We start from the raw sequence: 17,968 nt of genomic DNA on the forward strand, positions 1-17,968 counted from the left end.
GCAATGCCGCAGTAGAACAGCAGCGATCCGATCAGCATCCACCATTCTGTGCTCACATGTCCTCCCAGGGCAGGATGTTCAGGGGGCCGAACACCTGGTTCCAGAGGTCGCTTTTTTCCTTGGCTCCCCACAGGTTCACGATGTGTCCGGGGGTGACGTACAGCACCCAGGTGTTGCCTTCTTTGATCAGGCTGTGGATGCTGCTGTTCTGGGTGTGGGCGCGGTCCAGGCCGTCTGCCACCCGCAGGATGGCGGAGAGTTGCCGCACCAGCAGTTGCTGTTCTTTGCTGAGGGTCTGGTACTCGGAGTGTGTGGATTTGGGGGGACTCTTGCGGTGGTAGCGGGCCACCAGTCCGATCACCTCCACCTGCCAGGGTTCGTAACCGCGCAGGCCGGAGTGGCGGATCAGGTACTGGCTGTGCTTGTGGTGGCTGCTCTGGCCGACCAGCGTCCCGATTTCGTGCAGCATTCCGGCAGCCCTGAGCATGCTGCGGGCTTCGGGCAGGAAGCGCACGTGTTCCAGCAGGCGCATGAACAGGTCCTTGGCGATTTGTGTGACGTGTTTTGCATGGGCAGCATCAAAACGGTAGCGTTCGGCGACCTCCAGCACACTGCGCTGTCTGGGGGAGAGTTGCGCCTCATAGTCGGCTTCTCTGGCGAGGTATTCGATCATCATGCCTTCGCGCAGGGCTCCAGTGGACACCGTGACCTGGGTGGCCCCCAGCAGTCTCAGGGTGGTGAGGATGACGAGCAGGCTCACCACGATGATGTCTGCCCGTTTGGGGTCGAGCCCTGGGGTTTTCAGGCGCTCGGGAAGGGTCTTGTAGCGAAGCTCTTCAAAGAGGGCTTGCAGGTCAGAAACCCTGAAGTTGAAGCCGTTGATGCCCAGACTGGCCAGACCTGCCCGGGTCGCCAGAATTGCAGCGATGGATTCCATGCTTCCGCTTGATCCGATCACCTTGGTTCCAGGCTGGAGCGTGAACTCTGCAAGATGGGGGGTAAGGGTGTCGGTCACATGCTTTTCGATGCGGGCCAGCACGGCTGGATTGGCCGGGTCTTTCTTGAGGAACATCTCCCGCAAACGCACCCCACCGAGGGGCACACTGACCACTTTGCGGGCGGCATGTTTGTTCCCGAGCACGATTTCCAGGCTGCCTCCCCCGAGGTCGAGCAGCAGGTTTCTCTCGCTGAACTCCACGCTGGAGGCGGCCCCCATGTAGGTGAGTTCGCCTTCTTTCTCACCGCTGATGATCTGCATGTTCACGCCGATTTCGTCCTGCAGCCGCTTGACGATCTCCGGGCCGTTCTCGGCGTCCCGGGTGGCCGAGGTGGCGTACACCACGAAGTCGGACACTTCATTCACTTCGGCAATCACCTTGAAGCGGGCAAGGGCCGTTTTGAGCTTCTCGTATCCCTCGTCGGTGAGCCTGCCGTTCTGCAGGCATTCCCCGAGTCGGGTGCGGTCTTTCAGGGATTCGATGATGTGGTAGCTGCTCACCTGTCCGGTTTTGAATTCACCGATGAGGAGGTGGCAGGAGTTGGTCCCTACGTCGGCAATGGCAACCCGCATGAGGACAGTGTAACTGAATGTGCCTGACAAAATGCCCTCAGCTGGAATCGGTTCATGAAGCGTGGCATTGCAGCTTGTGCCAGACGTTACCCACCCAGGCATGGATCAGTCAAATCATGGTTCAAGACAGCTCAAAGTGTTGCAAGAGGCTTCTCTTGACAGGTGATCTGGTCACCATGCCAGGTCAGCAGCCCTGAAGACTTGTGCAGCAGGCTTTATGGTTTCGGGGAGCTTCCCAGACCCTGGTCCCTATCCAGAGGTGGGTGAATTCGAACCTGTTTGTCTGCCGTTTGGAGAGCAAAGGGTCAGGTTTCAGGTTCAGCCTGACCTGATCAGCAGGCCCTGCAAGATGCTGCATGTTTTGCTTCTGGACGTGTCCAGGAGCCAGAAAGGTGTCTTTCCAGAGCTCCACGCCAATGGGGAAGCTGTCAGAATGCCAGGCCCAAATCGGCTCAATGGCATTTTGATTCTTGACTATTATGTTGCGTTAACATAACATTGTATGGTGGTCAAGCAACGTGCACCATCCCAACCACTCTACAACCGGATTGCTGTTCTGAGGGCAGAACGGGGCCTCTCCAGAGCCGATCTGGCTGCTGCCATCGGTGTCAACACCCAATCTGTAGGGTTCATTGAGCGAGGGGATTATGGACCCAGCCTTGAACTGGCCTTGAAGATTGCAGCAGTGTTCGAATTGCCTGTGGAAGCCATCTTTTCGCTTCAGCCCCTCACCCCCCTGAGTGCACAAGTGTATTCGACCCGCAAGGAGCCGACGTGAAGCTCATTGATCATCCTTACAGCCGAACACTGCCTTTGATGCAGCGTCGAGCACTGATTGTGGTTTTTGGCAGCAGTGCACTTCTGGCACAATTGCTCTTGCCCAGCGTGCAAACCGAAAGTGTGGCAGGGGCCCTGCCCCTGCTCCTGATTCCCCTGGCCCTGGTGTGCCACTATGCCCTGATGTCTGAGGTCTGGGTCTGGAACCGCCTGTTCCGGCCTGACCGAAACCTGGATGAGTACGAGAGGCACACCCGCAACACCTTCATTGCTCAGGCCTACAACCTGAACCGGTTCCTCATCTGGATCAGTGTTGCTGCCTTCATGGTGGGTGGAGGACTTTTGCGCAGTGTTCCTTCTTTAAATGTCTTTGCCGGAGCCAGTTTTGAAGTTGCAGTTTTGGTCTTTTTTGCCGTCGTCATGGGCGTGTTCGAGGGGCTGCCCAGATTGATTGCAGCCTGGATTGAAGACATCCCCGAAGCCTGAACCACCCACAAATCCTCACACCACCCTTCAGCGTTCCCCACATCCCTTTTTTCATTGTGCACCCGTTCCAGAACGGGTGCAGGGAGGTCCTTTTCTCCCAGGAGGTTCATCATGCAAGTATTCGTGCTTTATCAACGCAACGCAGGTTTTTACGCGCACCTGAGTGTGCTTTTGCTGCCACTCCTTCCCTGGCTGTTGGTCTGGCAGTGGCATGCTGAGCCCTGGCTGGGATTTGCCCTGGTGTGGTTGGGCTTTGGGGTTGGGCTTGCTGCCCTGCTCATTGGAATCTTGATGCTGGGGGACAGCGTCCGGTGGGGACTCAGTGGAGGTTACATCAGTCTGCGCCTGACACCCCAGCCCCAGATCTACAGTGTGCTGGCAGAGCTGTTGCATGTCTTGCTTCCTCCGCTGTTGACCACGCTCTCTCTGGGTGCTGTCTGGCTGTACGTGCACCATCTGCGTGGGGCAACCCCCCCAACCCTGGGCCCTGAAATGGTGTTGCTGGGTCTGCTGGGACTCTCAGGCACTTTTCTGGCCATGCGTCTGGTCTTCGTAAAAGTTCGGGTGCAGGCCCGCACCGTGCTTTCGATGGGGCTGACTGTTGCTTGCAGCCTTGTTTTTGCGCTGGGTGGCCTTGCCAGTGTGCTTCCTCCCACCAGCTTCCTGTATCTGGGTCTGCTCACCTGCATGTTTGTGCTGCTTGTGGGATTGAATGTGGCCCACTCGAGGCGTCCATGATGGTCATGAGATTGCGCTACATGGTGTTGTCCCAGTATCGTCCAGCATCTTACGTGCTTTCGCTGATCTTGCCGTCGCTCCTGACTGGAGCCCTCTGCAGATGGCCCCTGGTCTCTGGACTTCCTGTTGCCTTTCTGTCTCTGCTCCTGTGCATGTTGGCCTTGCCCTGGTGCTTTCCCATCGGACGCCAGAGCACTCCGGCCTGGCTGATTCCGAACCGCACCCTGTGGCCTGCCCTGGCCCTGCTCCATCACCTGATGGTGACCGTGCTGTCTCTGGGCATGTGTGCTTTGGTGGTTCATCTGTTCCACCCCCAGCTGCCTTTTGACCTTACGGTCCTCAAGCCCCTGTGGCCCATCTGGGCCCTCTGGACTGGGTTTCGCCTGTTGCTGGAGTCCAGGATGGGGCAGGATGGTCGGGCCCTGGCCCTGCTGCCCCTGATGGTGTTGTGCACCCTTCCTTTTGGCTTTGACATCGTCAAACAGTTTCAGAATTTACCGCCCATCACTGCAGTTGTGGCTGTGGCCCTCATCGCCCTGGCCCTCATTCCCGTTCCAGCGCAATTGTTGCGCCCAAAAGCAGAAGGAGACACCCCATGATCGAAGTGCAGCATCTGACCAGGCAATTTGGAAACTTCAACGCCGTCCAGGATGTCAATGTGGCTGTTCCAGCAGGCATCACCGCTTTGCTGGGCCCCAATGGAGCAGGCAAAACCACCCTGTTCAACCTGATTGCGGGTCTGGATTTGCCCACCCGGGGGAGCATCCGGGTGTCTGGTCTGGACCCCTACCACCAGCACCGCCAGACTGCTCTGCAACTGGGGGTTCTCCCTGCGCAGGATGGGTTGCTGGGACACCTGGGTGCCCGTGTGCAGCTGGAAGTGTATGCCCGGCTGTTTGGGATGGGAAGCAGTGAAGCCCGAGCACGAACGAAAACCTGCCTGGAACAGGTTGGGCTTGGGGAAATCGATCATCGACCTGTGTCCCAATTCTCCACTGGGATGCGCAAACGTCTGGCCATTGCCCGCAGCCTGTTGCACAATCCCCAGATGATTTTGCTGGATGAGCCCACCGCCGGTCTGGACCCTGCGCAGGTGCTGTCCCTGCGCCTGCTGCTGCTCAAGTGCCGCGAGGAGGGACGACTGGTGCTGTTCAACACCCATCACCTCAGCGAGGTGGCCCGCATTGCAGACCGGGTGATGGTGATGCGCGAGGGCCGTTTGTTGTTCGATGACACACGGGAGGCGTTTATGGACCTTGCTCCCGCCGGGATGGGAGAGCTGGAGCGCATGGAGTGGGCTTACCAGCATGTCATTGAAGCCGTCCCCCTTTCCCTGCAGGGCCAGGGAACCTCCCGGGCTCACCAGGCCTGATTCCGCTGATTTTTTATCCTGGGTTTGTGACCATTGAATTTCTCCCTTCGCCCTCCGATATCTTGCGTAAACAAAACAATTAGGCTATAATAACCTCACTTAGCACTACTGGCCTATAGAAAAGTTATGTATAAATAACAATAAATATGCATGAACGCTATACTGGCTCGTGGGTTAAGTGGTCTGTCTATGCAGACCAGAAGGAGAATATATATGGAACAGGACTTTGATTTCGACTTGCAGGTTCAGGACTCAAACAATGCGGGCACAATTGCTCCCAATTTCGCCACCACCTGGATTTGTGGTGCTATTCTGACCAGTGCAATGAACAACTGCACAGGTGCCTGTCCCTCGGCCAACACCCGTTGCACCACCTTTGACGTCCTTTGCTGAAGCATCAAATCCAGCAAAGCCAGACCTTCCTTCAAATTGACACAGGAGAATATATATGGAACAGGACTTTGATTTCGACTTGCAGGTTCAGGACTCAAACAATGCGGGCACAATTGCTCCCAATTTCGCCACCACCTGGATTTGTGGTGCTATTCTGACCAGTGCAATGAACAACTGCACAGGTGCCTGTCCCTCGGCCAACACCCGTTGCACCACCTTTGACGTCCTTTGCTGACAGAGCGCGCTTGTTGAGGTTTGTCAAAAGCACTGCAGTGCTTTTGACTGAGCAAAAGCCCAGTGCGAAACGGACCGCCCGGGAGCGATCCAGTGGTCCAGACCTGCTGTAGGGTCAAGAAGCACGCTTTAAGGGCAGAAAGCGTGAGATGCGGTGAGGCCATCCAGGCCACGTCCAGTATTTTTGCGTGGATCAATCAGGGTCTTGCAATGAAGACCCCTGGACAGGGTTGACCACCTGATGGGGCCAGACAGTCCTGGCAGCCCATTCAACAGGCAGGTTCTGGGACCTGTGGACGCTCACACTGGTGTTGGACCCGTGGATGTTCACTGCTGACGTCACAGGCTGAGGCAGATCCAAACTCAAGAGGCCAGGGCCATAAAATCCCTGGCCTTTTCAATTGATTTTTATGGAGGGTGATGTGCAAAGCGAACACCTCATGAGAGGCATGGATCAGACCATTGAAAAATGTTTAAATGCAAAAGCCATTGGAGATGGGTTGCCTGCTGGGCCAGGTTCAAGTGGGTTGCTCACAGGCCAGGCAGGGATTGCTGTTTTCTTGAATGAAATGGCCCAGCTTGACAACAGCCGCGTCCTGGAAAAAGCATCCAGAGACCATTTTGCCGCAATCCTCTCCGTCATACCAGAACAGTTTCTCAAAGTCCCTTTGCCTGACCCCTCGCTGGTCTCAGGATTGTCTGGGATTGCCCTGGCACTGGTGATGGCCAGTCGGGACGGAACACGCTACCAGAAGGTACTGTCAGAGATTGACAGGCATCTTTTGCCGTTGATTCATCGTTACGTGGCATACTGCCACAGCCATCCCATGCATGTCCGGCTCTATGACCTGCTCTATGGTCTTTCAGGGATGCTGCTCTACACCCTGTCTCGTCCCGGACCAGAGGCCCTTGCGGCCAGTGAGGCCATTGCTGAGTATTTTGACTCGCGAACAAGGGCTGCTGTCTCGCCCTTGCAGGGGTTCGCCATTGAGCAGACGCAACAGTCCACCCCCCGGCATGCAAAACTGTATCCCCGTCCAACGGTGGACCTTGGACTGGCCCATGGGGTGGCCGGAGTGGTGGCCAGTCTGGCCCTTGCCCTCATGGCCCAGCCCACCCTGAAGGCCCGATTTGCTCCCACGCTTCACTTGCTCACTGAAGGCCTTGTGGACCAGAGGCTGAACAACGGTGAAGGAGCATGGCCCAGCCACTGGACCCCAGAAATGCCCCTCCAGGAGCATGTACCTGCCCGCATTGCATGGTGTTATGGAATTCCTGGCATCGCCAGTGCCTTGCGTCTCAGCTCTGAAGCACTTGATGCCTCCCAGTACAGGGCCATTGCACTGGAGGTGTTGACAGGAATCACACCTGGGCTCAGCTCACTCACGACCTCCAACCTGTGCCATGGGTCAGCAGGCCTCCTGCAGGTGGTGGAGCGTTTTGGAGATCCACAGCTGATGCCGCTGGCTTCCCAGCTCCGCTCCATGACCCTTGCCCAGCACGATGATCTTGCCCCTTATGGTTTCTGGTCAGAGGCGGACCCGGTGAGCGGTCAGGTCGCTTCGATGCCCCTGCTGCTTGAGGGTGCGCTGGGCGTGTGGCTGGCCCTCACCCATTCTGAGCTCCCGAACCCCCTGTGGGACCGGGCACTTGCGCTTGCTTGACAGGAGAGCTGATGCAACGATACCAACCTGGAAGCCATGTCATGGTCCGCACCCCCCTGCTCCCCCTCGAAGACCTGCCCCGGGGCAGCCTGGAGGAGACCAGAAAACACATCCGTCGCCTGCTCTCCCGCCCTGAAGTGCAAGAAGCCATCCTGATCGCTTCTCCTTCCCTTTATGCCGCTCTGCCTGCCTACCTGCTGGGAGAGGCCAGAACCCTTGATGCCCGGCAACGACGCCAGATTGAACTGGGTGCCCTCAAGTACCTGTTGCGGGCCAGTGCACGTCCCACCCCTTATGGCACCTTCTGTGGTGTTGCCGTTGCTGCCCTGGATGAGCACTTCAGCATCGGAGTGGCTCCAACTGCACTGCACCGGACAGTCAGTCAGCTCGATTTCTCCCAGGTGCTTGCCGTGGCGGTGGAATGTGAAGCTTTGTTGACCGAAGAACACAATCCACGGCTCTACACGCACCCCGCCACCCTGCGCTTTGGCCAACGTTTCTTTCTGGAAAACATCACCAGGCGTGGACAGGGAGACAACCGTTGTGCTTCCATCCGGGCCACACCTGCTGCTGAAGGCATTCTGGGGCTCTGTGCAAAAGGCGAGAACCTGCAAACCGTGCTTGCCTGGCTGGACAGACAGTATCCCCATCGCACCCGTCAGCAAAACTTCAAGGCTTTGCGCCACCTGATGGACGCAGGCTTCCTTTTCACGGACCTGCGTCCATCGCCCATGTGTGCTGATCCTGTGCAGCACCTGCTGGCCCGCATCGAGGGCATTCCAGCCTTCGCAGTACAGGCGGCACAATTGCGGGAGGTGCAGCAGTTGCTCACGGCCGCAGATGCCCTGCCACCCGGTGAAGGGCTGGACCTGTACCAGCAACTGGGTGTGGCAGGTACCTTCAGTTCTGCCAGGGGTGAAGGCACTGAAAACAACCAGGATGTCCAGGCCCCCCGTCGTGTGGATCTGGTGACTGCCCTGACCCAGAATCGGTTTTCTCGTGCAGTGGCCGAGGAGGCGGCGCACAGCCATGCCCTGCTCCTGCACCTGGCCAGCCGGGAATCCCAGGCCCCGCTTGAGCGTTATCTGGAGCGATTCAGGGAACGTTATGGTGAGCGACTGGTGCCGCTGCTCGAATTGCTCAGTGCAGCTGTGGGGCTGGGACCTGTGGAGGGATACAGCCGACCTGCTCCACTGGAACCAGGTCCACCCCCCAGCATGGCTTTCAATGCAAAAGACCGTTACCTGTTTGACCTGGCCTTGCGTCACCAGGGAAAAGAGGAAGTTCAGCTCAGGGAACATGAAGAAGCCCTTCTGGCCCTTCAGTCCTCTGTACCTGTTCAGACCTTGCCCGAAAGTGGAGAGATCTATGTGCGGGTGCTGGCCCCCTCTCAAGAAGCCATTGAAGCGGGTCAGTACCAGTTGGTGCTCGGGCCCATGGGGGCGGTGTCCATGGCTGGAAAAACCTTTGGTCGCTTTGCACGGGCATTGCCAGCAGAGGCCTACCAGCAGTTCAAACGTCAGGAGAACACACCTGGGGTGCGCCACGCCAACTCCAGCTACTTTCCCATCAGTGCCCGGCTGATGAATGTCAATGCCCAGTGCGCCTCAGAGGCATGGGAGGTGCCTTATGGTGCACCACCCCTTCATGAGGATCGGGTCATTTTGCCTTCCGAAATCCTGGTTGGCGCAGATGGATCGGGTTTTTTCTTCATCTCAGCAACGGATGGCAGCCGGGTGGTGGTTCACGCCAACCACATGCTCTCCCTGCAATTTGCACCGAACGTTGTGCGCTTTCTGGAAGAGGCTTCACGCCAGCGTCAGCGTGCTCCTCTGCCTTTCTCATGGGGACGGGGAGCAGGGCTGCTCCCTTATTTGCCCCGGGTGGTTTATGGCAAGACCATCCTGAGTCCACGGACCTGGCAGGTGCCCCGTGCAGTCTGGCTGGCCCTGCGAGGTCAGGATGAAAGCATGGTTTGTGCAGGTGTGGAGGACATCCGCCAGACCCATGGTCTGCCCATGCGGGTGGAAGTGGGCCGTGAAGACAACCTGCTGGTTCTGGACCTGGACAATCCCCTGCATGTTGCCGTGCTGCTGGAAGAGGTCCGCAAGGGTGAAGGGGAACACCTGGAGCTGCGTGAATCTTTCACGCAGCCAGAGCACCTGTGGAAAAACGCTGAGGCAGGTGCCCACCTGCTGGAGTTTGTGGTGCCCCTGTTTCATCCCAGTCCCGAGCCGGTGTCCCTTCCCAATGTGGTGCAGATGGAGACTGGCTGGAAGGATCGTGTTTTCCCGGTGGGTGGCGAGTGGATTTACCTGCGGCTCTACCCTGGTTTTGCAAGTCGCTCTGAACTGCTGCGTCTGCACATGGCACCCCTGCTTGAAGCCCTGGCCCCGCAGACCCGTTGCGCTTTCCATGTCCTGTACAATGACCCCGGAGAACACATCCGCCTGCGTGTCTTGCCTGCTGATGGACAGCACGAAATGGTCCTGGGCCGCCTGATGGTGTGGTGTGCTGACCTTCGGCGCAATGGCCTGTTGAGGGAGGTTGTTGTCACCGATTACGAACGGGAACTGGAGCGGTATGGCGGCGCAGGGCTGATGGAAATGTCGGAAGTCGCATTTCACAGCAGCAGCAGGCTGGTCCTGCGGTACCTCTGTGATCACCCTGCAGAAGATCCTTCTGCAAGGATGGCCTTCACTGCATGGGTGAGCCTGCTGGGTCTTCGCCAGACGTTTGAACCGGTCCTGCTGCGCTCCTTCCTGTCTGGGCTGGCCGCCCACAACCGCACCTTCCTGGAAGGTCAACTGGAACCCAAGCGCCGATACAATGAAGTCAAGCAGTTGAGGGGCATGCTGATGGTGGGCAGGGGTCACACACCACCACAAACGCTGTCTCCAGAACTCGCTCAGGCTGTGTCTGACCATTTGCATCAGCAGGGCAAAGTGTTTGAGCAGGCCGCCCTTCAGCTGCGTCCAGAGCGGTTCATGGCTTTTGTGGCCAGCCACCTGCACATGCATGCCAACCGCATGGGGCTCAGCCGGATTGAAGAGGCGCTGGTGTACCAGGGGATGCACGATGCCGTGGTTGCACTGATTCACACAGCAGGCCGCACCCCCGGTCAGCCTGAGGCAGGCATGGTGGGGTCGAATGGGTCCTGAAACAGCCAGGCGTCTTGGTGACCTGTCCGTTGCTCTGGCTGTGGTGTGGCAGGCCAATCCGATCTGGATGCTGCTGCTGGCCCTGGGCACCCTGGCCCTGGCCCTCACCCCAGCAGCAGGTCTGTGGGTCAACAAACTGTTGCTGGATGCGCTGGCAGGTGGAGTTCAAGGTGCGTCCACACCTTCTCTGGTCTTCCTGCTTTTCCTCCAGGCAGGGGTGCTGGCCCTGGGAGGATTGCTCAGCACCCTGAACACAGCCTTGCAGGAGTTGCTGGGGGCCCGGGTTCAGGAGCGGCTGAGCCTGCGCCTGTTTGCTCATGCAGCACAGCTTCCTCTGGTGGCCTTTGAAAGCCCACAGGTTCAAGATGGTCTGCGCAATGCCCATCAAGAGGTTTCGGGCCGGGCCGTGATGGTCTGGGCAAACCTGCTCTCTGTGCTGCAAGCCGTGGTGGCGCTGGCTGCTCTGGGGGGTCTGATGCTTCAACTGGGGCCTTCTCTGTTGCCTCTGGTTTTGCTGGCGGCTCTTCCCAGTGTCCTTGTGCAGCGGGTCTATGCAGCACAAGGACTGCAGATGGCCCTGGAGCACACCCCACTGTTGCGCCTGCAGGCCTATCTGGGAGCATTGCTGACCACTGAACGTTATGCCAAAGAGGTCCGCAGCTTTGGCCTTGAACGGCACCTCGGAGAACGCTGGCAGGACACCCACCGCCAACACCGCCAGGCCCAGGCTGGGCTCACCACCCGTCGCAGCCTGTGGTCCGGTTTCGCTCTGGTGCTTTCGGCCCTGTTGATGGGACTGGCCGGGTGGGGTGTGGTTGAACGCACCCTGCAGGGTCAACTGACCCTCGGGGACGTGGGAATGTTTCTGCTGGGAGCGTCACAGGTGCAGGGCCGCTTGACCTCCCTGCTCGGAGGGGTGGTCTCCATGGTCCAGGGGCTCACCCATCTTCGTTTGCTTTTTGGGTTCCTGGAGCAGCCTCTGCCAGAACAGCAGGGCCTGCACGAATGGACTGAAGACATTGTGGAAATTGAATTTTGCAATGTGTCCTACATCTATCCTGGTACAGGTGATGCCGGAATACGGAACATGAGCTTCCGGATCTCCCGGGGAGAATCCCTGGCCCTGGTGGGACGCAACGGTGCTGGGAAATCCACCCTGGTTAAACTGCTGCTGGGTCTCTATCAACCCACTTCAGGGGTCATCCGGCTGAACGGCAAAGACGCCACACTGTACAGTGCTACCAGCATTTCTCAGCGCCTCAGCACATTGTTTCAGGACCACGCAGCCTACCATCTGACTGTTCGGGACAACGTCATGCTTGGCGATGTTCAGCGACCAGCACAGCCGGGAGAAATCCACAATGCACTTCGCCGTGCCAGGGCAGATTTTGTGGCAAGTCTTCCACAGGGCATTGAGCAGCAACTCGGAGCTGCTTTTGCTGGCGGGGTGCAACTCAGTGGAGGGCAGTGGCAAAGGCTGGCTCTGGGGCGGATGCTGTACCGTTCAGCAGATGTGCTGGTTCTCGATGAACCGGGAGCCGCTCTGGACCCTGAGGCGGAACAGCAGTTGCTGAACGCTCTGTACACAGAATCCAGCGATCAGATTCTGGTCCTGGTTTCCCATCGTCTTGCCACAGTGCGACAGGCCACCCTGATTCTGCGGCTGGAGAAAGGTCAACTGGCCGAGGCCGGAAGCCACGAACAGCTGATGGCGGCTGGAAACGAGTATGCTCGCCTTTTTCGCTTGCAGGCTGCAGGGTACAGCTCCGTTCCAGCGGGCACAGAGCAGAGGGTTCAGCAGGTGTGAATTCTGATGGCCCAACCGACCTTATTGATCTATGCCAAAAGAACTGTAGGTTTCTCAGATGTCCTGACCGTTCCATTCGCGTTGCTCAGCAAAAAGCACTCTCAAGCTTTTTGCGAACATCAATAAGGGGGCCAGCCAGGAAGGGACCATTGGATCAGAGCAGGTGTGAAGAGAGGGTCCATCCTGAAAATGTCTCAGGCAACCAGACCAAATTCACCGTTCCCTGAAGCTTTGAGGGTTAGACTGGGTTGTGTTTGAAGCAATCATCTTTGATTTTGACGGCCTGATTCTTGACACCGAAACCCCCGAATTCGAGGCGTACGAGGCCTTCTACCAGCGCCAGGGCAAGATCCTGCAACTGTCCGAATGGCAGATGGGTGTGGGCACCTGGGGTGCTTTTGATCCCTGGGCGGCTTTTGAATTCACCGAGGCAGAAAGAGATGGGTTCCATGCGCAGGTGAGGGAAGATGTGCTGCGCCGCATTGGGGAAGCCCCCCTGCGGGAGGGCGTGAAAGAGCTCTTTGAGGAAGCAAAAGCAGAGGGCATCCGCATCGCCATGGCCACCAGCAGCGACTGGGAGTGGATTGACGAGTGGACGGGCAAGCACGGCATCCAGCAGTACTTTGAGATTTTTGCCACCCGTTACGAGGTGCACCAGGTCAAACCCGCTCCAGACCTGTACCTGCTCGCCCTCAGCAAACTGGGCCTCCATGCCGATCAGGCCATTGCAGTGGAGGATTCGCTGAATGGTTCCACGGCAGCCATCACCGCAGGTCTGCGTTGTGTGGTGGTGCCCAACAAGGTGACCTCCACCCAGAAATTCCGTCCCGAGTGCAAGAGGCTGGATTCTCTGGCTGGAGGCCTGACGGCCTTAAGAGCGCTTTTTGCCAAATAAACGCTGAAAAAACCCTTTTTTGTCCTCTTCTGCAGGGGGGGTGGTCTGCGGAGGAGGGCTGTTTCTCAGGCTGCCACTGAAGCGCTCCTTTTGCATCTGGGCCTGCTCCTGGGGGAGAGCATTGGGGTTTTCCAGTTGCTTGATGTTCTCGTCCAGGGCTGCAATGAAGTGGTTCAGATGGATGCGGTCCTTGGGGTTTTTCGCCAGGGCCTTCTCAATCGCCAGTGCTGCCTTGCGGGTCAGACCAGCATGGGTCTGCAGCAGGGATTTGGGGTACTGGGTGAGGTGCGCCATCATCAGTTCATCGTAGGATTTGCCATTGTAAGGGCGGTGTCCGGTCAGGGTTTCATAGGTGAGGATGCCCAGACTGTACACGTCGCTCTCAATGCTGCCCGGGTCTCCCCGGTAGATCTCTGGAGCCATGTAGAAAGGACTGCCCGCAGCATACTTGGGGTTCTGGATGCTCACCGCCACCCCAAAATCTCCCAACACAGCCTTGTCGCCCTGCAGGAAGATGTTGCTGCTCTTGATGTCCTGGTGCACGAAGCCTTTGTCATGCAGGTAATTCAGGGCCAGCCCGATGTCCCGCATGAATTTCAGACCGCGCAGCAAGTCAGGCTTGCCGGTCTCCTGCAGGTAACGGTCCAGACTGCCGTCTGGATAGTAGTGCATCACGATGTACGGGTTGTCGATCAGGGCAGATCCTTCCACCACACGGGCAATGTTGCTGTGTTGCAGTTGCAGGTGGGTGCCGATCTCATTGGCGAACCGCTTGAGCTGTTCAGGGTCATCCAGGGTGCTCTGCAGGGGGGTTTTCAGGGCGACAAATTCACCATTGGGGGCCTGGGCGAGCCGCACCAGTGCCATTCCGGTTTTTGCAAGTATGCGTGTGACGATGTAATCCCGCATGAAACCCTCTTTCAAAATGCTTTGCCCTGGTCTGCCTGCTGGTCCCTAGAAGTCTAGTTTACCTGTTCACACAGAATTCTTACATCTCTCAGACTTTGTGCGCTCAGGAAAGCAGGCAGGCTGCTTCCAGTCCGCCTGGGCAAAAGCATACTACAACTCCAGCGTGGCCCCCGGACTCATGATCTGCACCTGGAATCCCAGCATTTCCGCTTCTGTCTCAAAGCGGGCCGGGTCGGCATTCACCACCGGGAAGGTGTTGTAGTGCATCGGGACGGTCAGGCGAGGACGCAGCATGGGCAGACATTTTGCCGCTTCGTCGGCATTCATGGTGAAGTTGTCCCCAATGGGCAAAAAAGCCAGATCGAGTCCCAGGTCCCCGATCCATTCCATCTCGCGGAAACGGCAGGTGTCTCCGGCGTGGTAGATTTTCTTGCCCTCCAGGGTCAACACCATTCCGGTGGGGAAGCCTCCGTAGGTGCCATCCGGGAAGCTCGAGGAGTGCCACGCCGGGGTGAGCTGCAGGGTGCCCCAGTCAAAAGGGTGACTGCCCCCGATGTTCATGCCGTGGGTGCTCCTGGCCCCATGGTGGGCAGCGTAGGAGGTGATCTCCACAATGCCAATCACCTGTGCCCCTTCCCGTGCAAAATCCAGGGTGTTGCCCCAGTGGTCCCCGTGTGCGTGGGTGACCAGCACATGGGTGATGTTGCGCCCTTTAAGTTCCTCCAGAGAGACCGGGCACAGGGGGTTCCCCTGAACAAAAGGATCGATCAGCAGTCGAAAATCACCTGTCTCAATGTAAAGGCAGGAGTGCCCCAGGTATTCAATGCGCATGTTGTCCTCCTGGCTTTATTTTACAGCCACCAGAGTGGGCCAGATTGTCACATCGGGGGTGGACTTCCAGTGGGGCAGGTTCCTTCTGTGCTGGCCAGGTGAGAGCAAAGCTTCAGGTTTGATGTGACTGTCTACTGTGAACTGTAAACTTTAACCTGTTTCTGGATGAATTCCCGGTACTGGGCTTCTGGCATGGGCCGGGCGTAATAATACCCCTGGGCAAAATCACAGTGCTGTCTGCGCAGGACCTCTTCCTGTTCCAGCGTTTCCACACCCTCTGCCACCACTTCCAGCCCGAGTTTGTGGGCCATGGCGATGATGGCATCCGTTACGGCCTCATCTTTGCTGTTCTGGACAATGCCCTGCACGAAACTGCGGTCAATTTTCAGGTAGTCCAGCTCGAAAGCACTCAGGTAACTCAGGGAAGAGTAACCTGTTCCGAAGTCATCGAGGGCAATGCGGATTCCAGCTTCTCGCAGGGTTCTCAGCTGGCTCAGCACTTCCGTCTGCCGTTGCAGCAAGAGGCTCTCGGTGATCTCCATGACCAGCTGATCGCTGCTCGCCCCAGAATCCCTGAGGGCCTGCAGCCACTTGCGGGCCACATCGTCATGGGTGAACTGCTTTGCGGAGGTGTTGATGGCAATCACCGGACAGGGGAGACCCTCGGCCTGCCATTTCTGCTGGTCCTGCAAAACCCGTTTCAGGCACCAGTCGCCCAGAGCGTGAATCAGACCGACCTCCTCTGCAAGGGGAATGAACACCGCCGGACTGATCATGCCTTTCTGGGGGTGCTTCCAGCGCAACAAAGCCTCGGCTTTCAGTTCGTCGGGACGCCCGTAACCCAGGATGGGCTGGTAGTACACCTCGAATTCCTGTCGTTTGAGGGCCAGCGTGAAATCAGAGATCACCGTGCGGCGTTCACGGGTGGCCTGCAGCATGGAGGGGGTGAAAAACCGCCAGCAGTTCTTGCCTTCTCCTTTCGCCACCGACATGGCCTGATCTGCGCTGGTCAGCAGCGTTTCTGCATCATTTACATCTGACGGAAAGAGGCTGATGCCCAGACTGGCCGAGGCCAGGAAGGCTTTCTGTTTGATCTGGTAGGGATGGGACAGGATCTTGAGGATGCGCTCCGAGATGTTTCCGGCCTGGCTGCCTTCGTCCAGATTGCTGAGCATGATGGTGAATTCGTCTCCACCCACCCGGGCCACCAGATCGCTTTCCCGCACGCAGAGTTTCAGGCGGGTGGCCACCTCCTTGAGCAGGATGTCTCCGGCCTCATGCCCCATGCTGTCATTGACGTCCTTGAAGCGGTCCAGGTTGATGAAAAGCACCGCACAGATGCGCCCGGAAGCCTGATGTTCCTCCAGGCGCTTGCCAAGCAGGTCCATGAAGAGTTTGCGGTTGGGAAGGCCAGTCAGGGAATCATGGCTGGTCTGGTACTGGATCAGTTCCTCGGCCTGCTTGTGGGCAGTGATGTCCCAGTCCACACCCAGAAAACGCAGGGGTTTCCCTTCAGCATCGCGCACCACAGAAGCACTGGAACGCACCACCCGCTGGGTTCCATCTGGCCGGACGATGCGGTACTCGGTCTCGAAAGGCTTCACGTCGTTCAGGGCCCAGTCCACCTCCTGCAGCACCCTTGCTGCGTCTTCGGGGTGCAGGCGGCGGTCCCAGGCGGTCAGGCTGTTTTCCTCGAATTGTTCCTGGGTCAGGCCGTAGATGTCCAGCATGTGCTGGTCCCACAGCATGCGGTTCTGTTCGATGTTCCACTCCCACACCCCGATTCCCACGGTGCGGGTGGCGAGTTGAATCCGTTCGGTGAGGCGTTCAAGTTCCTGCTCGGTGTTCTTCAGCTGGGTGATGTCGGTGAGGGTCCCAACCAGACGCACTCCCTCTCCGTAGGCGTTGCGGGCGATCACCTTGCCCCGGGCCAGCATCCAGATCGGGTCCCCGTTCCGGTGCTGCACCCGCACCTCCACCTGATAACTGGGGGCGTCCTGATGCACACAGGCCTGCAGGGCCTCCAGCATCCTGGGCTGGTCTTCTGCAATCAGGCGACCCAGCCACTGCTGCAACGGCTGGGTGCAGTCTTCCAGGTCCTCGCCAATCAGGCCAAACCACGTTCTGGACAGGTACACCTGATCGCGGGCCACATCCCAGTCCCACACCCCATCTCCGATGCTTTCCAGCGCGTAACGCCAGCGTTCCTCCTGCAGCCTGAGCTGCTCGGTCAGTTCTTCTTTGAGGCCTGGTGTTTCTGCCTGCAGGATGTAACCAAGGCGTTCTCCATCTGTCCCCCTTGCCTCACGAATGGAGACCAGGGCCTGCTGTTCATTGAGGGAAACCTGCTGCTCCAGCACCTCGGGGGAAGCGAGGTCATGCACCTGTGGAAACGCTTTGTGGATCAGGTCCTGAATGGAGGGGCTGGAGTCACTGCCTGCCGCTGCCCCGATCAGGTCCAGAAAAGCCTGATTGGCGTACTGCACCGTCAGGTCCGGGGTGAGGTACACCAGACCCACCTTGTCCTGCAGGACGTCTGTGGTCTGTTCTGGTTCTTCACTGGGCCTGTGCCCTGAACGGTCTTCCTGACGTTCCTGCTGGGAGGCCTTGACCCTGAGGACCATCCAGCCCGTCTCAAACAGGGGAATCAGAATCAGATGTTTCCCCCGCACACTGGCAGATTGCACCCGTTGCAGCTCTGCGTACAGCTCACGGTACTCTGCAGCAAGTTCGGGCAGCAGCACCTGATCGACCGTCTGCTGCTGCCAGTCCGGGGTCTGCAGGCACTGGTGGGCATCCCCCTGGACCTGCTGGCACGCCTGGGCCGGATTCAGCAGAATGCCGTGGCTCAGCACGGCCTGAATCAGCCCTTCATGGGTGAACCGGATGTGTTCGTTGTGGGTCATGCATCTCCCCGCTTGCCTGGATAGGTGTTCTCAGTGATACCATCCGGGGTCTCACAGAAACCTCAAATTCAGGAGGAGCCCGTGACAGATCGCTTCTGGGACGAGGTTGCTTGTGGGGCTGTCAGCCATCAGCGATCAGCAAAAGATCCGTTTCTCTGTCTCACAGAGCCCCAAAAAGACAGACAGCAAAACAGAAGCCTTTGAGGGGCTTCTGCCGGGTTCATT

15 protein-coding genes are annotated in these 17,968 nt (G+C 58.1%); 11 read left to right on the forward strand and 4 right to left on the reverse strand.

Annotation, left to right across the window (positions count from 1 at the left end; all coding sequences use genetic code 11):
* Positions 1–52: 52 nt before the first annotated feature.
* On the reverse strand, positions 53–1,570 hold the full coding sequence (locus DC3_RS24570; RefSeq protein WP_146889802.1) for a Ppx/GppA phosphatase family protein: 1,518 nt from the start codon (positions 1,568–1,570) through the stop codon (positions 53–55).
* A 502-nt stretch (positions 1,571–2,072) separates the two neighbouring features.
* On the opposite strand from DC3_RS24570, the gene DC3_RS24575 reads away from it, so the two are divergent.
* The 11 genes from DC3_RS24575 to DC3_RS24625 all read left to right on the forward strand — a co-directional run bounded on the left by DC3_RS24575 (position 2,073) and on the right by DC3_RS24625 (position 13,097).
* Positions 2,073–2,348, forward strand: a complete 276-nt coding sequence (locus DC3_RS24575) for a helix-turn-helix transcriptional regulator (protein WP_146889805.1) — start codon at positions 2,073–2,075, stop codon at positions 2,346–2,348.
* Complete coding sequence (locus DC3_RS24580) at positions 2,345–2,833, forward strand: hypothetical protein (RefSeq protein WP_146889808.1); 489 nt, start codon at positions 2,345–2,347, stop codon at positions 2,831–2,833. The genes DC3_RS24575 and DC3_RS24580 overlap by 4 nt, the downstream gene beginning before the upstream one ends.
* A gap of 111 nt (positions 2,834–2,944) precedes the next feature.
* A complete protein-coding gene (locus DC3_RS24585) occupies positions 2,945–3,571 on the forward strand; it encodes a hypothetical protein (RefSeq protein ID WP_146889811.1) in 627 nt (208 codons plus the stop codon).
* Positions 3,572–3,723: 152 nt separating this feature from the next.
* Positions 3,724–4,170: a hypothetical protein gene (locus DC3_RS24590; RefSeq protein WP_146889814.1), complete on the forward strand. Its 447-nt coding sequence runs from the start codon at positions 3,724–3,726 to the stop codon at positions 4,168–4,170.
* The gene (locus DC3_RS24595) at positions 4,167–4,943 is read left to right on the forward strand and encodes an ABC transporter ATP-binding protein (RefSeq protein ID WP_146889817.1); all 777 of its coding nucleotides are present in this window, start codon (positions 4,167–4,169) and stop codon (positions 4,941–4,943) included. Before DC3_RS24590 ends, DC3_RS24595 begins: the two co-directional genes overlap by 4 nt.
* Positions 4,944–5,156: 213 nt before the next feature.
* On the forward strand, positions 5,157–5,336 hold the full coding sequence (locus tag DC3_RS24600) for a hypothetical protein (protein ID WP_146889821.1): 180 nt from the start codon (positions 5,157–5,159) through the stop codon (positions 5,334–5,336).
* Between the two features lie 55 nt (positions 5,337–5,391).
* The gene (locus tag DC3_RS24605; protein WP_146889821.1) at positions 5,392–5,571 is read left to right on the forward strand and encodes a hypothetical protein; all 180 of its coding nucleotides are present in this window, start codon (positions 5,392–5,394) and stop codon (positions 5,569–5,571) included.
* Positions 5,572–6,019: 448 nt separating this feature from the next.
* Positions 6,020–7,234 carry a lanthionine synthetase C family protein gene (locus DC3_RS24610; RefSeq protein ID WP_186816243.1) on the forward strand — a complete coding sequence of 405 codons (1,215 nt, stop codon included), beginning with the start codon at positions 6,020–6,022 and terminating at the stop codon, positions 7,232–7,234.
* A gap of 11 nt (positions 7,235–7,245) precedes the next feature.
* The gene (locus DC3_RS24615) at positions 7,246–10,395 is read left to right on the forward strand and encodes a lantibiotic dehydratase (RefSeq protein ID WP_146889828.1); all 3,150 of its coding nucleotides are present in this window, start codon (positions 7,246–7,248) and stop codon (positions 10,393–10,395) included.
* Positions 10,385–12,202, forward strand: a complete 1,818-nt coding sequence (locus DC3_RS24620; protein ID WP_146889831.1) for an ABC transporter ATP-binding protein — start codon at positions 10,385–10,387, stop codon at positions 12,200–12,202. Before DC3_RS24615 ends, DC3_RS24620 begins: the two co-directional genes overlap by 11 nt.
* Before the next feature lie 250 nt (positions 12,203–12,452).
* Entirely contained in the window at positions 12,453–13,097 is a 645-nt protein-coding gene (locus DC3_RS24625) for an HAD family hydrolase (protein WP_146889835.1), read from the forward strand.
* Here DC3_RS24625 and DC3_RS24630 read toward each other — a convergent pair.
* The 3 genes from DC3_RS24630 to DC3_RS24640 all read right to left on the reverse strand — a co-directional run bounded on the left by DC3_RS24630 (position 13,074) and on the right by DC3_RS24640 (position 17,743).
* Positions 13,074–14,006 carry a serine/threonine-protein kinase gene (locus DC3_RS24630; protein WP_146889838.1) on the reverse strand — a complete coding sequence of 311 codons (933 nt, stop codon included), beginning with the start codon at positions 14,004–14,006 and terminating at the stop codon, positions 13,074–13,076. The genes DC3_RS24625 and DC3_RS24630 overlap by 24 nt on opposite strands.
* A gap of 150 nt (positions 14,007–14,156) precedes the next feature.
* Positions 14,157–14,837 (reverse strand): metal-dependent hydrolase, encoded by a 681-nt coding sequence (locus DC3_RS24635; protein ID WP_146889841.1) that lies wholly within the window; start codon positions 14,835–14,837, stop codon positions 14,157–14,159.
* 131 nt (positions 14,838–14,968) lie between these two features.
* Positions 14,969–17,743, reverse strand: coding sequence for an EAL domain-containing protein (locus DC3_RS24640; RefSeq protein WP_146889844.1), 2,775 nt, complete (start codon positions 17,741–17,743; stop codon positions 14,969–14,971).
* Positions 17,744–17,968: the final 225 nt, after the last annotated feature.

The organism is Deinococcus cellulosilyticus NBRC 106333 = KACC 11606 (genome assembly GCF_007990775.1).
Taxonomy (GTDB): Bacteria; Deinococcota; Deinococci; order Deinococcales; family Deinococcaceae; genus Deinococcus_C; species Deinococcus_C cellulosilyticus.

Excerpts from the sequence above, each read along its gene's own strand:
- DC3_RS24570 (WP_146889802.1), bottom strand. The coding sequence starts at position 1,570 with ATGCGGGTTGCCATTGCCGACGTAGGGACCAACTCCTGCCACCTCCTC.
- DC3_RS24575 (WP_146889805.1), top strand. The coding sequence starts at position 2,073 with ATGGTGGTCAAGCAACGTGCACCATCCCAACCACTCTACAACCGGATT.
- DC3_RS24585 (WP_146889811.1), top strand. The coding sequence starts at position 2,945 with ATGCAAGTATTCGTGCTTTATCAACGCAACGCAGGTTTTTACGCGCAC.
- DC3_RS24590 (WP_146889814.1), top strand. The coding sequence starts at position 3,724 with ATGTTGGCCTTGCCCTGGTGCTTTCCCATCGGACGCCAGAGCACTCCG.
- DC3_RS24595 (WP_146889817.1), top strand. The coding sequence starts at position 4,167 with ATGATCGAAGTGCAGCATCTGACCAGGCAATTTGGAAACTTCAACGCC.
- DC3_RS24600 (WP_146889821.1), top strand. The coding sequence starts at position 5,157 with ATGGAACAGGACTTTGATTTCGACTTGCAGGTTCAGGACTCAAACAAT.
- DC3_RS24605 (WP_146889821.1), top strand. The coding sequence starts at position 5,392 with ATGGAACAGGACTTTGATTTCGACTTGCAGGTTCAGGACTCAAACAAT.
- DC3_RS24610 (WP_186816243.1), top strand. The coding sequence starts at position 6,020 with ATGGATCAGACCATTGAAAAATGTTTAAATGCAAAAGCCATTGGAGAT.
- DC3_RS24615 (WP_146889828.1), top strand. The coding sequence starts at position 7,246 with ATGCAACGATACCAACCTGGAAGCCATGTCATGGTCCGCACCCCCCTG.
- DC3_RS24620 (WP_146889831.1), top strand. The coding sequence starts at position 10,385 with ATGGGTCCTGAAACAGCCAGGCGTCTTGGTGACCTGTCCGTTGCTCTG.
- DC3_RS24630 (WP_146889838.1), bottom strand. The coding sequence starts at position 14,006 with ATGCGGGATTACATCGTCACACGCATACTTGCAAAAACCGGAATGGCA.
- DC3_RS24635 (WP_146889841.1), bottom strand. The coding sequence starts at position 14,837 with ATGCGCATTGAATACCTGGGGCACTCCTGCCTTTACATTGAGACAGGT.
- DC3_RS24640 (WP_146889844.1), bottom strand. The coding sequence starts at position 17,743 with ATGACCCACAACGAACACATCCGGTTCACCCATGAAGGGCTGATTCAG.